Origin of the sequence: Klebsiella sp. Q2 (genome assembly GCF_009900705.1) — a bacterium.
Taxonomy (GTDB): Bacteria; Pseudomonadota; Gammaproteobacteria; order Enterobacterales; family Enterobacteriaceae; genus Klebsiella; species Klebsiella quasipneumoniae.
This window is the reverse complement of sequence record NZ_JAAABE010000003.1, coordinates 119,166-132,458: the sequence shown is the minus strand read 5'-3', so window position 1 is coordinate 132,458 and position 13,293 is coordinate 119,166. Positions and strand designations below refer to the sequence as shown.

17 protein-coding genes, 1 other RNA gene and 1 pseudogene are annotated in these 13,293 nt (G+C 55.4%); 13 read left to right on the top strand and 6 right to left on the bottom strand.

Going from position 1 to position 13,293, the window contains the following annotated elements; translation table 11 throughout:
• The first annotated feature begins 294 nt into the window (after positions 1-294).
• The 9 genes from yqjA (at position 295) to GT756_RS12330 (ending at position 5,208) form a co-directional block, all read left to right on the top strand.
• Positions 295-957: a DedA family general envelope maintenance protein YqjA gene (gene yqjA / locus GT756_RS12370; RefSeq protein ID WP_004206121.1), complete on the top strand. Its 663-nt coding sequence runs from the start codon at positions 295-297 to the stop codon at positions 955-957.
• A gap of 8 nt (positions 958-965) precedes the next feature.
• Complete coding sequence (gene mzrA / locus GT756_RS12365) at positions 966-1,343, top strand: EnvZ/OmpR regulon moderator MzrA (protein WP_074186567.1); 378 nt, start codon at positions 966-968, stop codon at positions 1,341-1,343.
• Between the two features lie 149 nt (positions 1,344-1,492).
• A complete protein-coding gene (locus tag GT756_RS12360; RefSeq protein ID WP_004206124.1) occupies positions 1,493-1,861 on the top strand; it encodes a DUF1090 domain-containing protein in 369 nt (122 codons plus the stop codon).
• Between the two features lie 45 nt (positions 1,862-1,906).
• Positions 1,907-2,212: a YqjD family protein gene (locus tag GT756_RS12355; RefSeq protein WP_002917916.1), complete on the top strand. Its 306-nt coding sequence runs from the start codon at positions 1,907-1,909 to the stop codon at positions 2,210-2,212.
• Between the two features lie 2 nt (positions 2,213-2,214).
• Positions 2,215-2,613, top strand: a complete 399-nt coding sequence (locus GT756_RS12350; RefSeq protein WP_023291093.1) for a phage holin family protein — start codon at positions 2,215-2,217, stop codon at positions 2,611-2,613.
• Positions 2,610-2,906 carry a YqjK-like family protein gene (locus tag GT756_RS12345; RefSeq protein ID WP_017900664.1) on the top strand — a complete coding sequence of 99 codons (297 nt, stop codon included), beginning with the start codon at positions 2,610-2,612 and terminating at the stop codon, positions 2,904-2,906. The genes GT756_RS12350 and GT756_RS12345 overlap by 4 nt, the downstream gene beginning before the upstream one ends.
• A gap of 351 nt (positions 2,907-3,257) precedes the next feature.
• Positions 3,258-3,650: a DoxX family protein gene (locus GT756_RS12340; protein ID WP_002917920.1), complete on the top strand. Its 393-nt coding sequence runs from the start codon at positions 3,258-3,260 to the stop codon at positions 3,648-3,650.
• Positions 3,651-3,726: 76 nt separating this feature from the next.
• The gene (locus tag GT756_RS12335) at positions 3,727-4,713 is read left to right on the top strand and encodes a glutathione S-transferase family protein (protein WP_043520970.1); all 987 of its coding nucleotides are present in this window, start codon (positions 3,727-3,729) and stop codon (positions 4,711-4,713) included.
• Positions 4,714-4,839: 126 nt separating this feature from the next.
• Positions 4,840-5,208, top strand: a complete 369-nt coding sequence (locus GT756_RS12330) for a DUF805 domain-containing protein (RefSeq protein WP_017900662.1) — start codon at positions 4,840-4,842, stop codon at positions 5,206-5,208.
• Positions 5,209-5,248: 40 nt separating this feature from the next.
• Here the strand turns inward: GT756_RS12330 and GT756_RS12325 are convergent, their stop codons facing one another.
• Positions 5,249-6,145: a LysR family transcriptional regulator gene (locus tag GT756_RS12325; RefSeq protein WP_004144865.1), complete on the bottom strand. Its 897-nt coding sequence runs from the start codon at positions 6,143-6,145 to the stop codon at positions 5,249-5,251.
• A gap of 104 nt (positions 6,146-6,249) precedes the next feature.
• Here GT756_RS12325 and GT756_RS12320 point away from each other — a divergent pair, with 104 nt between their 5' ends.
• On the top strand, positions 6,250-6,951 hold the full coding sequence (locus GT756_RS12320) for a pirin family protein (protein ID WP_064183238.1): 702 nt from the start codon (positions 6,250-6,252) through the stop codon (positions 6,949-6,951).
• Positions 6,952-6,975: 24 nt separating this feature from the next.
• Positions 6,976-7,143 (top strand): hypothetical protein, encoded by a 168-nt coding sequence (locus tag GT756_RS25880; protein ID WP_004206134.1) that lies wholly within the window; start codon positions 6,976-6,978, stop codon positions 7,141-7,143.
• 73 nt (positions 7,144-7,216) lie between these two features.
• Here the strand turns inward: GT756_RS25880 and GT756_RS12315 are convergent, their stop codons facing one another.
• Positions 7,217-7,627, bottom strand: a complete 411-nt coding sequence (locus tag GT756_RS12315; protein ID WP_049093398.1) for a Spy/CpxP family protein refolding chaperone — start codon at positions 7,625-7,627, stop codon at positions 7,217-7,219.
• A gap of 314 nt (positions 7,628-7,941) precedes the next feature.
• Between GT756_RS12315 and GT756_RS12310 the strand changes: the two genes are divergently transcribed.
• Positions 7,942-8,406 carry an OB-fold putative lipoprotein gene (locus GT756_RS12310; RefSeq protein ID WP_049093399.1) on the top strand — a complete coding sequence of 155 codons (465 nt, stop codon included), beginning with the start codon at positions 7,942-7,944 and terminating at the stop codon, positions 8,404-8,406.
• Between the two features lie 341 nt (positions 8,407-8,747).
• Here GT756_RS12310 and rnpB read toward each other — a convergent pair.
• The 4 genes and pseudogenes from rnpB to garL form a co-directional block, all read right to left on the bottom strand.
• Positions 8,748-9,130: RNase P RNA component class A (gene rnpB, locus GT756_RS12305), an RNA gene on the bottom strand.
• Positions 9,131-9,162: 32 nt separating this feature from the next.
• Positions 9,163-9,284: pseudogene (locus GT756_RS12300) on the bottom strand (glycerate 2-kinase); the annotation flags it as partial.
• A 93-nt stretch (positions 9,285-9,377) separates the two neighbouring features.
• Complete coding sequence (gene garR / locus GT756_RS12295) at positions 9,378-10,268, bottom strand: 2-hydroxy-3-oxopropionate reductase (RefSeq protein WP_004206137.1); 891 nt, start codon at positions 10,266-10,268, stop codon at positions 9,378-9,380.
• 26 nt (positions 10,269-10,294) lie between these two features.
• Positions 10,295-11,065, bottom strand: a complete 771-nt coding sequence (gene garL, locus GT756_RS12290) for a 2-dehydro-3-deoxyglucarate aldolase (RefSeq protein ID WP_048295626.1) — start codon at positions 11,063-11,065, stop codon at positions 10,295-10,297.
• Positions 11,066-11,629: 564 nt separating this feature from the next.
• Here garL and garD point away from each other — a divergent pair.
• Positions 11,630-13,201, top strand: a complete 1,572-nt coding sequence (gene garD / locus GT756_RS12285) for a galactarate dehydratase (protein ID WP_043520972.1) — start codon at positions 11,630-11,632, stop codon at positions 13,199-13,201.
• Positions 13,202-13,293: the final 92 nt, after the last annotated feature.

Below are 13,293 nucleotides of genomic sequence, written 5' to 3'. Positions count from 1 at the left end.
AGGCTGAGGTAAGCAAAACATATATAGTGTCAGCCTGTGTAAATCCTCTCGCCTCACATCGCCGCAATCAGCAAAATCAACGAGCAACACCTTGCAATTTCTCTGACGGAAAGTCAGGCGATTTGTTACAATTAGATGCATTTTGCCGTTCTGGGAGTAGGTATTGACTTACTTCAGTTTTATACAGGGAAGCGTTCAGAGCGCCGAAGCAGCGACCATAATCTCATAAAAATCTTGTCGCCCTACATGCCACGCGCTCAGACGTGCCGTTAACCGATGTACCAGGAATCGTGAATGGAACTATTAACCCAGTTATTGAATGCCTTATGGGCTCAGGATTACGAAACGCTCGCGAATCCCTCCATGATTGGCATGCTGTATTTTGTCTTGTTTATGATTTTGTTCCTTGAGAACGGGTTACTGCCTGCCGCGTTTTTGCCGGGGGACAGCCTGCTTGTGCTCGTAGGCGTGCTGATCGCCAAAGGGGCGATGGGCTTTCCGGAAACGTTGCTGCTGCTCACCGCCGCCGCCAGCCTCGGCTGCTGGCTGAGCTACATCCAGGGGCGCTGGCTAGGCAACACACGGATCGTGCAAAACTGGCTGTCGCATCTGCCCTCTCACTATCATCAGCGCGCGCATCACCTGTTTCATAAGCATGGCCTCTCCGCGCTGCTGATCGGCCGCTTCATCGCCTTCGTGCGCACGCTGCTGCCGACCATCGCCGGGCTTTCCGGTCTCAATAACGCCCGCTTTCAGTTCTTTAACTGGATGAGCGGCCTACTGTGGGTGCTCATCCTGACCTCGCTGGGCTATCTGCTGGGCAAAACCCCGGTATTCCTTAAGTATGAAGATCAGCTGATGTCCTGCCTGATGCTCCTGCCGGTTGCGCTGTTGGTCTTCGGACTGATCGGCTCGCTGGTGGTGCTGTGGAAGAAAAAATACAGAAGCCGGGGCTGATGATGGTCATAAAACGCCCTTCCCTGCGCCAGCTCAGCTGGCTGCTGGGTGGCTCTCTTTTGCTCTGCTCGCTGTTCTGGCTCTGGCTGGCGGTGCAGCAGCAGGAGGCCACGCTGGCGATCCGTCCGGTTGGCCAGGGCGTCAGTATGCCGGATGGTTTCTCCGTCTGGCATCACCTCGACGCTAACGGTATCCGCTTCAAGAGCATTACGCCGCAAAAGGATGGCCTGCTGATTAAGTTTGATTCCACCGCCCAGGGCGCGGCGGCGAAAGAGGTTCTCGGTCGCGCTCTGCCACATGGTTATATTATCGCCTTGCTGGAGGACGATAACTCGCCCACCGCCTGGTTATCCCGCCTGCGTGACGCGCCGCATCGGCTCGGGTAAACGGCCACCAGACTGCGTTTTCAACGCAGTCTGGTGGTTTCCCGCATTTGTTACTATGCTTAAACCTGCGTGAATCAACGCATTCACGTTTACCAACGGGAACGGGTTTATCCTCCGGGTATACCCTAAGACAATGGAAGGTACTATCCATGAAACACCGCATCGCTCTGCTTCTGGCCCTGTCTTCACTTAGCGCCAGCGCCATAGCCGCCTCTCCCTGCCAGGAAAAAGAGCAGGATATTCAACGAGAGATCAGCTATGCCGAAAAGCATCACAATCAAAGTCGCATTGATGGGCTAAATACCGCGCTACGTCAGGTACGGGAGAACTGCAGCGACAGTAAACTCAAAGCCGATCATCAGCAAAAAATTGCCAAACAGCGGGAAGAGATCGCTGAACGTCAGCGCGATCTGCAGGAAGCCCGGAAGAAAGGCGATGCGGACAAAATCAACAAACGCCAGCATAAACTCAATGAAGCGCAACAGGAGTTGAAAACGCTGGAGTCTCGGGATTACTAATCACCATTAACTTTCGCAATACGGACCACGCTACAGGAGAACGACATGGCTAAAGAGAATGTGACTGACGACCTTCGTGCAGAACTGAAAACGCTGGCGGACACCCTGGAGGAAGTACTGAATTCCTCGGCGGACAAGTCGAAAGAAGAGATGGGTAAACTGCGCAGTAAAGCGGAGAGCGCGCTGAAAGAGAGCCGCGCCCGCCTGGGTGAGACCAGCGAAGCGATTCTGCGTCAAACTCGTGAGACCGCCGCGCGAGCGGATGATTATGTTCGCGAAAATCCGTGGACTGGGGTCGGGATTGGCGCCGCCGTCGGGCTGGTGCTGGGTGTCCTGCTGTCGCGTCGCTGATTATGGCGAATACACAACACACGCAGGGGCCGGGTCAGCGCGTCTTCTCCATTGGCCAGCGTATCGTTACGCTGCTGGTCGAAATGGTGGAAACACGGCTGCGCCTGGTCGTCGTGGAGCTGGAGGAGGAGAAAGCCAACCTCTTCCAGTTGCTGATCATGACCGGACTGACGCTGCTGTTTGCCGCGTTTGGCCTCATGAGTCTGCTGGTGCTGGTTATCTGGGCCGTTGACGCTCAGTACCGCCTGCACGTCATGATCGCCACCACCGTCGTGCTGCTACTCGCCGCCGCGATTGTCGGAATCCTTACCTTACGTAAGGCGCGACGCTCCACGCTGCTGCGCCTCACGCGAAGAGAGCTGGAGAACGACCGTGCCCTTCTGGAGGAAGATAAACCATGAATGGCCGACAGGAGCGTGAACGGCAAAAGGCGCAACTGCTGCGCCAGATCCAGCAGCAACGGCTGGAGCTGAGCGCCTGTCGCCGCCACTGGCTGGATGCGACTGCGCCCTTAGACCGAGGCTGGCATACGCTGCTCAGTTTACGTTCGTGGCTGATGGTAGGCAGCGGTCTGATGGCCGTGTGGTCCGTACGGCACCCGCATTTTTTAATGCGCTGGACCAAACGCGGACTGGGTTTATGGAGTACCTGGCGGCTGGTCCGCGGGATCCTGCGCCAGTCGACAGTCCGCTAGCCGCCCGGAGCGCGGGCGCTTTTCCCGGCGTCCCGCTCTGCCACTTCCCCGCCCGATACGCAACGCCGTTCGTAACAGCTTGCCTCCTGGCCGCCATCCGCGGTCAGCCAGTCCTCTTACCCGCCTGGCCAGGCCTATACCAGGAGCGGTAGTGATCCATCGCGTTCAGGAATCTTTCGCCCCCCCTCTTGACGATTACTCAGAAACTTTGAACTAGATCTACAGTTTTCCTTGCTAACAATTCCCTCTCCGCCTCGCTACTATCCTCTCCATCGACAGCAACACCGTGTAACTACGCGGGATTGCGCTAAAAAACAAAACCGCCGCCCTTTGGGTTTTCTGGAGTAAGAAATGAAAAAATTAGAAGATGTTGGTGTACTGGTAGCGCGCATTCTGATGCCGATTCTGTTTATCACTGCAGGATGGGGCAAAATCACCGGTTATGCGGGAACCCAGCAGTATATGGAAGCCATGGGCGTACCGGGTGCGCTGCTGCCGCTGACCATCCTCCTTGAATTCGGCGGCGGACTGGCGATTCTGTTCGGTTTCCTGACCCGGACCACCGCGCTGTTCACCGCAGGCTTTACCCTGTTGACCGCGTTCCTGTTCCACAGCAACTTTGCGGAAGGCGTGAACTCTCTGATGTTCATGAAAAACCTGACCATCGCTGGCGGTTACCTGCTGCTGGCCATTACCGGACCGGGCGCATTCAGCATCGACCGTGTACTGAATAAGAAATGGTAAGCGCACTATACTGAATAAAAAAAGCGAGGAGACCACTCCTCGCTTTTGCTATCTGAAGTCTGAAGGAGGAACAAAGATGGGACAATTAGTCGACGGCGTCTGGCAGGATACCTGGTATGACACAAAATCCACCGGTGGGCGTTTTAAGCGTTCCGTTTCCGCCTTCCGTAACTGGCTCACCGCCGATGGCGCGGCCGGCCCGAGTGGCGAAGGGGGATTTGCGGCGGAAAAAGATCGCTATCATCTGTACGTCTCTCTCGCCTGCCCGTGGGCGCATCGCACGTTAATTATGCGTAAGCTGAAAGGACTGGAGCCCTTTCTTCCTGTCTCCGTGGTCCATCCGCTGATGCTGGAAAACGGCTGGACCTTTGACGACAGCTTCCCGGAAGCCACCGGTGACACCCTTTATCAGCACGATTTTCTCTATCAGCTGTATCTGCACGCCGACCCGCACTACACCGGCCGCGTCACCGTCCCGGTACTCTGGGATAAAAAACAGCAGACCATCGTCAGCAATGAGTCGGCAGAAATCATCCGTATGTTTAATACCGCCTTCGATGGCCTGGGCGCCAGAGCCGGGGATTACTACCCGCCGGCGCTGCGGGAACAAATTGATGAGCTGAACGGCTGGATCTACGACAACGTCAATAACGGCGTGTATAAAGCCGGCTTTGCCACCAGTCAGCAGGCTTACGACGAAGCGGTGGATGCGGTGTTTACCTCACTGGAGCGGCTGGAGCAGATCCTCGGTCAGCATCGTTACCTGACGGGCAATCAGCTGACGGAAGCGGATATTCGCCTGTGGACGACGCTGGTACGCTTCGACCCGGTGTATGTGACCCATTTTAAATGCGACAAACGACGCATCAGCGATTATCTCAATCTCTACGGTTTCCTGCGCGACATCTACCAGATGCAGGGTATCGCGGAGACGGTGAGTCTTCCGCATATTCGTCACCACTATTACCGCAGCCATAAAACCATTAACCCTACCGGCATCATCTCCATTGGGCCGCAGCAGGATCTCAGCGAACCACACGGTCGCGACCAGCGCTTCCGTTGATCCGTCGGGCGCCAGTGATGGCGCCCAATAATTCAGAAAACAGATATTTACCCACCATTCATTCACGTCTATTCTTATTGCGATCGCTTAAAAAACAAGTGATTGACGGTTAATTGAGGCGTAGAAATGGACTGGTATCTCAAGGTATTAAAAAACTATATAGGATTTGGCGGCCGTGCGCGGCGCAAAGAGTACTGGATGTTTATTCTGGTCAACCTCATCCTGACCGGCGTATTGAGCATCATCGATAAAATGCTGGGCTGGCAGCGGGCGGGCGGCGAAGGCATTCTGACGACCATCTATGGCATACTGGTCTTTTTACCGTGGTGGGCGGTGCAGTTTCGGCGTCTGCACGACACCGACCGCTCGGCATGGTGGCTGCTGCTGCTGTTGATCCCGGTCATCGGCTGGCTGGTGATTCTGATCTTTAACTGCCAGCGCGGAACGGAAGGCAACAACCGATTCGGGCCCGATCCAAAACCCTTTTCATACTAAATCTTCCTGCTCCTCCCGCTAGCGGGAGGAGCGTCCTCGACTATCTGCCGGCAAAAAGCTTAGGGATCTCGCGCAGGCACCAGGACTTCGCTTCGCCCATGCTGTCCCGTCGCCAGGCCATGATAATGTCAATTTCATTGGTATATTCCGGACTGACCACCCGCAAGCGTCCTTCGGCAATATCCTTCTCCACCAGCGGATAGGGCATGGTCGCCACGCCTAACCCGGCCAGCAGCGCCTGGCGCTTATCTTCAATGGTGCTCACCGTTAAGCGCGGCTGTTTATCCAGCAGCTGAACGGTGAGAACGGGCCGCTCGCGCGCGGTATCCGCCACCGCGACGCCACGGTATTTCACACGGGTGACCTCAGAGAGCGGTTCAGGCTCCTGATGGATCGGGTGGTCCGGCGCCGCGACGTACACGCTGAGCACCGAATAGAGTTTGCGCGAGTTAATCTCCGAGGAGGAACGAAAATGCATATCCGGCGCGACAACGATATCCGCCCGCCCCTGCTCCAGCCGCTCCCAGGCGCCGGCCAGCACCTCGGTGATAATCGACAGCTGAGTGTTAGACTTGGTCGCCAGTTTCTCAATCAGCGGAAACAGATCCGGCGTGGGCACCAGCGCTTCAGTGACGATCGTCAGGTGAGTTTCCCAGCCGCGTGACAGGGCTTCGGCATCGGTGGTGAGCTTGTCCGCCGCCTCGAGCAGCACGCGCCCGCGCTCCAGCAGCATCCGTCCGACATTGGTGAACTTTGTGCGATGACCTGAGCGGTCAAACAGCACCACGTCCAGCTCCTCCTCCAGTTTTTGCATGGTGTAGCTCAGGGCGGAAGGCACGCGTCCCAGCTCATCAGCCGCGGCAGCGAAGCTCCCGCGACGGTCGATCGCATCCATCACGCGTAACGCTTCCAGCGTTAATGCTCTCTCTTTGGCCATCGCTTTCTCATTCAGGAAATTTGAACATACCGGGCAGAATATCTGGCTAACAATACAGCGTCCATACCTTTACCATTGATTTAGTGTAAAGAGAGGTCAAGAACATGATTACTACCCGAACAGCCAAACAATGCGGACAAGCAGACTTCGGCTGGCTGCAGGCCCGCTACACCTTCTCCTTTGGCCACTACTTCGACCCGAAATTACTGGGCTTCGCGTCCTTACGCGTTCTCAATCAGGAAGTGCTGGCGCCAGGCGCTTCCTTCCAGGCCAGAACGTACCCAAAAGTCGATATCCTGAACCTGATTCTGGAAGGCGAAGCGGAGTATCGCGACAGCGACGGCAACCACGTGCAGGCCAAAGCCGGTGAAGCACTGCTGATCGCCACCCAGCCTGGCGTGAGCTATAGCGAGCATAATCTGAGCAAAGAGCAGTCGTTAACGCGGATGCAGCTGTGGCTTGATGCCTGCCCGCAGCGGGAAAACCCGTTGCAGCAGAAAATCGAGGTCGCCAACGCGCCGCTACAGCTGCTGGCCTCACCGGATGGGGGGAATAATAGCCTCCAGCTTCGCCAGCAAGCCTGGGTCTATCATATCGCGCTGGAAAAAGGTGAGCAGATCAACGTGCAATTGCATGGGCCACGCGCCTACCTGCAGTCGATCCACGGCACGGTCCATGCCGTCGCGCAGGAACAATCAAAACAGGCTCTCACCTGTGGTGATGGGGCATTTATTCGTGACGAAGCTAACATTACCCTCGTCGCCGATACGCCGCTGCGCGCTTTGCTGATAGATTTACCGGTGTAACAACGGAAGTGATGGAGTCTGTCAGTGAGTAAGAAGAAAAACAGAAAAAAGGCGTCTCCGACGCCGCTAGCCCCGACGCCGCCGGAAACCGTCGGCGTCGTCAGCTTTGGTTATGATGAGATGCTTAGCGAACTGGAAGCCATTGTTGCCGAGGCGGAGATTCGCCTGCGGGATGAAGAAAGTCTCGCCTGAACCTGCAGTATGGATTATTCGGCTATCCTTGATGACTTCCCACTTATATCGGCCCCGAAAGGGGCCGATGGCATTATTCACTCAGCGCGTCGGCAAGATCTTTTTTCACCTGGGTACGCTGCTCGGGTGTCAGTACCTGATTCACATCAAAATAGTACTTCACGCGATAATAACGTACCTGTTGATCGATTTTACTGAAAGCCGCCAGCTGATCCTTCACCGCTTTCTCATTCCATTTACCGGAATCAATCACGTTAATCAGCGCGCCATCTTTAATGTCTTGCTGTGAAATCTGCTGCATATTATTTTCCAGCTGCTGATGCAGGCTTTTAATTTTCGCCACCTGATCGCTGGTGAGTTTTAAGTGCTGGACAATAGGATCCTGCGCTGGCGCTGGCGCCGCCTGCACGTCCGCGGCCTGTGCCGTCAGAGAGAAACCGCTGGTCAGAAGGGTGGCGAACGCAATACGGGTTATTAATTTCATTGTCTTATCCTGATGTGAAATTGCCAGAAATAGCGGTTTATTATTTTACAGCCGGGAGTGAATAATTGTAAAAAATAATACCTAAAGATTATTTTCATTCGTGATAAGAATAAAAACACCAAACACATTAATTACATGAATGAGGTCACTATGTTAATTCGTACACTCCATACAACAACATTAACTCATTACTTTCAATTAAAGAAGCAGATCAAATAGTTGACAGTGGTGACTTTTTCTTTAATTTAATCAGCGCACATCACGTTATCCAGTGAATCAGGGATATCATTAAAAAAATAAATAAGGAGATAGGTATGTTATTACGCTTTCGTGTATTACCGTTGGTATTTTTCATATTGTTGTTAAGCGGCTGCGGCCTGGCCTCTAAAGCCTTTTATTCCGCAGGCGATAAATTATTTCAGCCGGGAGATGACGCCGTCGCTTCGATGCAAACGTATTCCGTCGCGCAGTTTCTGCAGCCGTTTACTCTCAATCCGGCGAAGGCCAGCAGCGATTATCTGGGTAAATGGGTTAAGGTGCGCGGCGTGATTGTCGACATTCGCAGAATGAGCGGCATCGCCGGCAGCTACTATTTTATCGTGACCATGCGCGATGAGCAGAATAAAACGGATAAACGTCTGACCTTTAATTTTGGATCGCATAACAGCGCAGACGTCGAGTCTTTAAGCAACGGCAGCATCGCCACGATTATCGGCCAGGTTCATCAGGTGCAAGATTCCAGGATACCGACGCTACAGAATCCTAAGGTGGTTAAATAACGCTAGCTGACAGGTAAGCCGCGGGTTTTTGGTGTAGCGTCGTGGACAGTCATTCATTCACGTCACGGATTCAGATAGCAAAAACCCCGCCGGAGCGGGGTTTTGGTATAGAGAGGTGAAACTGACCGATAAGCCGCGTGTTTTTGGTATAGCGTCGTGGACAGTCATTCATCCTGCGTCCGGTATTCAGATAGCAAAAACCCCGCCGAAGCGGGGTTTTGACATAAAGAGGTGAAACTGACCGGTAAGCCGCGTGCTTTTGGTATAGCGTCGTGGACAGTCATTCATCCTGCGTCCGGTATTCAGATAGCAAAAACCCCGCCGAAGCGGGGTTTTCTAAGGAGTGAAACTGACCGATAAGCCGGGTTCTGTCGTGGACAGTCATTCATCTAGGCCAGCAATCGCTCACTGGCTCAAGCAGCCTACCCGGGTTCAGTACGGGCCGTACCTTATGAACCCCTATTTGGCCTTGCTCCGGGTGGAGTTTACCCTGCCACGGACTGTTACCAGCCGCGCGGTGCGCTCTTACCGCACCCTTTCACCCTTACCTGATCCCGCTTGCGCGGGCCATCGGCGGTTTGCTCTCTGTTGCACTGGTCGTGGGCTGTGACACCCCCCAGGCGTTACCTGGCACCTTGCCCTATGGAGCCCGGACTTTCCTCCCCTCCGCCCGTCTCCCCCCGAAGGAGGACGACGACGAAGCGGCGACTGTCTGGTCAGCTTCGGCGCGCAGTATAGTGGGTTTACCGCCCGTTGTCATCCCTCTGTCGTCATCCCGACCAGCAGGGTGGCGGCGATATTGCGCGATGCATGATAAATATTGTCCAACGCGCGCGAAACGCCGCTTCCTGCGTCACAACTGAGGTTAACACGCGGAAACGGCATCAATACCGCGTCCATGCTAGCCCCCCGTAGCAGTCTGGCACTGTTGCACCAGGCATAACCACCAGGCCGCGCAGGGGCTCTTCTTGTTAGCGAGTCACTTCCACTTTCGCCAGCTTTTCGTAGTAGCATGCCAGCGCGCTATGGTCAGCGGTGCCCAGACCGTCCGCACGCAGCGCCTGCATCATCTCCATTACCGCCGCTGTCAGCGGCAGTTGAGCGCCCACGCCATGGGAGGTATCCAGCGCATTGGCCAGATCTTTAATATGCAGATCGATCCGGAAGCCCGGCTTGAAGTTACGATCCATCACCATCGGCGCTTTGGCATCCAGCACGGTACTCCCCGCCAGACCGCCGCGGATCGCCTGATAAACCAGATCCGGATTGACGCCGGCTTTGGTGGCCAGGGTCAGCGCTTCGGACATGGCAGCGATGTTCAGGGCGACGATCACCTGATTGGCCAGTTTGGTCACATTGCCCGCGCCAATGTCGCCGGTATGCACCACGGAGCCGGCCATCGCTTTCATCAGATCGTAATATTTGTCGAAGATCGCCTTGTCGCCGCCGACCATCACCGACAGGGTGCCGTCGATCGCTTTTGGTTCGCCGCCGCTTACCGGCGCGTCCAGCATATCAATACCTTTGGCCTTCAGCGCTTCGCTAATTTCCCGGCTGGCCAGCGGCGCAATAGAGCTCATGTCGATCACCACGGTGCCCGGTTTCGCGCCTTCAATAATGCCGTTTTCCCCCAGCGCCACCTCTTTGACATGCGGCGAGTTCGGCAGCATGGTGATGATCACATCGCACTGCTCGGCAATCGCCTTCGGCGTGGCCGCGGTCTCTGCGCCCGCGGCAATCACGTCGGCAATCGCTTCCGGATTACGGTCAGACACCACCAGCGAGTAACCCGCCTTCAGCAAATTTTTGCTCATCGGCTTGCCCATAATGCCAAGACCGATAAAACCCACTTTGATTGTCATATTGTTCTCTCTCTTCATCCTGGTGATTATTTTCTAAAGGCATCAGCAAGTTTCTGGGTTGCGGAACGGAAGACCCCCAGATCGCTGCCGACGGCGACAAAAGTGGCGCCCCACTCCAGGTAGCGCCGCGCATCGGCCTCTACCGGCGCCAGAATGCCGCTTGGCTTACCGTGCTTCTTCGCGCTGGCGAAGATATGCTGGATGGCGCGCTGCACCTCAGGATGGGCGGCATTGCCCAGATGACCTAACGCGGCGGCCAGGTCGCTCGGGCCGACGAACAGGCCGTCGACACCTTCGGTCGCGGCAATCGCCTCGACGTTGTCCACCCCGGTCTGGCTCTCAATCTGTACCAGAATGGAAATGTTTTTATTGGACTGGGCGAAGTAGTCCGGCACGGTGCCGAACATATTGCCGCGATGGGAAACGGAGACTCCGCGGATCCCTTCCGGCGGGTAGCGAGTAGAAGCCACCGCCTGCGCCGCCTGTTCCGCTGTCTCGACAAATGGCACCAGGAAGTTATAGAAGCCGATATCCAGCATGCGCTTAATGATGATGGGCTCGTTGGTCGGCACGCGCACCACCTGAGCGCTGGAGCTGCCTTTCAGCGCCATAAGCTGTGGGATAAGCGTGGTGACGTCGTTCGGCGCGTGTTCCGCGTCCAGTACCAGCCAGTCGAAACCCGCCAGACCCAACACCTCGGTGCTGATCGGATTGGCCAGCGCGCACCAGCAGCCAATCTGCACCTGATGAGCCGCCAGCGCGGCCTTAAATTTGTTCGGGAAAATTGCGTTATCCATGATTTTTACCTTGCGTTAATCGTTGCTAACTTCTGCAATTCATTCGTTATATCACCAGCCCGGCGAGAGAGCCCCATTAGGCTGGAAAAGCGTATCGCCTGACCCCAAATATTATCCGCAGAATAAACCAGCGAATGGGTGTCCTTTTTTATTTCCTGCCCTTGAGTCTGGAAAATGTAAGCCCATCGCAAATTAACCATCTTTTAATATTCGTTAGGTGACTGCTAAATTATTAACCCGCGATTAAAAGGCAAACCATGCGCATATCGGACGTCACAAAAACACGACTCAGTATAGTCAGCTCCCACTCGCCAGACACTATGCATAAACACAATATAAACACATTTTTTAAAGCCTTAATTGGGCAATCGCCTTAAGCTATGGGCGCTAATCCACACTTCTTACGATTCCCCACCCTCCGCGCGCGTCCATGGCGACAAGGAGTGATTCAGATCACATCTTCACGCCGACACACCTGACATGCTTTATTTCATTATTCCGCTTAACAGCGCCAGAATTACCATTTAATGATATTTTTAGCACCTGTTTGGAGATAACTGGACAATGGCTGATATTTCAATTCGACAACAATCGCCTACCGCGTTTTATATAAAAGTTGACCCGACAGATAATGTGGCGATTATTGTCAACGATCGGGGATTAACCGCCGGAACGCGTTTCCCGGACGGCCTGACGCTCATCGAGCACATTCCACAGGGTCATAAAGTCGCCCTGGTGGATATCCCAGCCCACGGTGAAATTATCCGTTACGGAGAAGTCATTGGCTTCGCGGTGCGCGACATCCCCCAGGGAAGCTGGATTGACGAGTCGTTAGTGGCGTTGCCCACCGCCCCGCCGTTGAACACCCTGCCGCTGGCCACCAAAGTGCCCGCCCCGCTGCCGCCGCTGGAAGGCTACACCTTCGAAGGCTACCGCAATGCCGACGGCAGCGTGGGCACCAAAAATCTGCTGGGTATCACCACCAGCGTGCACTGCGTTGCGGGCGTGGTCGATTACGTGGTGAAACTCATTGAACGCGACCTGCTGCCGAAATATCCCAACGTCGACGGCGTGGTGGGTCTGAATCACCTCTATGGCTGCGGCGTTGCGATTAATGCGCCAGCGGCGGTGGTGCCGATACGCACCATCCACAATATCGCCCTTAACCCGAACTTCGGCGGCGAAGTGATGGTCATTGGCCTTGGCTGTGAAAAGCTGCAGCCCGAGCGGCTGCTGCAGGGGACGGAAGATGTCAAAAGCATCCCGGTGGACAGCGCCAGTATCGTCAGCCTGCAGGATGAAAAGCACGTGGGCTTTAAATCGATGGTCGATGACATTCTGCAGGTCGCCGAGCGCCATCTGGCGAAACTCAACCAGCGTCAGCGGGAAACCTGCCCGGCTTCTGAACTGGTGGTGGGTATGCAGTGCGGCGGCAGCGACGCTTTCTCCGGCGTGACCGCCAACCCGGCGGTGGGTTACGCTTCCGATCTGCTGGTGCGCTGCGGCGCGACGGTGATGTTCTCAGAGGTGACCGAAGTCCGCGACGCTATCCATCTGCTGACGCCGCGGGCGATCAACGAAGAGGTGGGTAAACGCCTGCTGGAAGAGATGGCCTGGTACGATAACTATCTCGATATGGGCAAAACCGACCGCAGCGCCAACCCTTCACCCGGTAACAAGAAAGGCGGCCTGGCCAACGTGGTGGAAAAAGCGCTGGGGTCGATTGCCAAATCAGGAAAAAGCGCCATCGTTGAGGTGCTTTCCCCCGGGCAGCGCCCGACCAAACGTGGCCTGATTTACGCCGCCACCCCCGCCAGCGATTTTGTCTGCGGCACCCAGCAGGTGGCCTCTGGCATCACGGTGCAGGTGTTCACCACCGGCCGCGGCACGCCTTACGGACTGATGGCGGTACCGGTGATAAAAATGGCGACTCGCACCGAGCTGGCTAACCGCTGGTATGACTTAATGGACATTAACGCCGGCACCATCGCCACCGGCGAAGAGACGATTGAGGAGGTGGGGCTGAAGCTGTTCGAATTTATTCTCGACGTCGCCAGCGGACGCAAGAAAACCTTCTCCGATCAGTGGGGCTTGCATAACCAACTGGCGGTATTCAACCCGGCGCCGGTGACCTGATCGAGAGCGTAAGGCTTTAACCATTTTTAGCCCGGATTTATCCGGGCTTGTTGGCTAGGAATGCTGTGCGGCAAGGAAGGCGGGGCTGCACT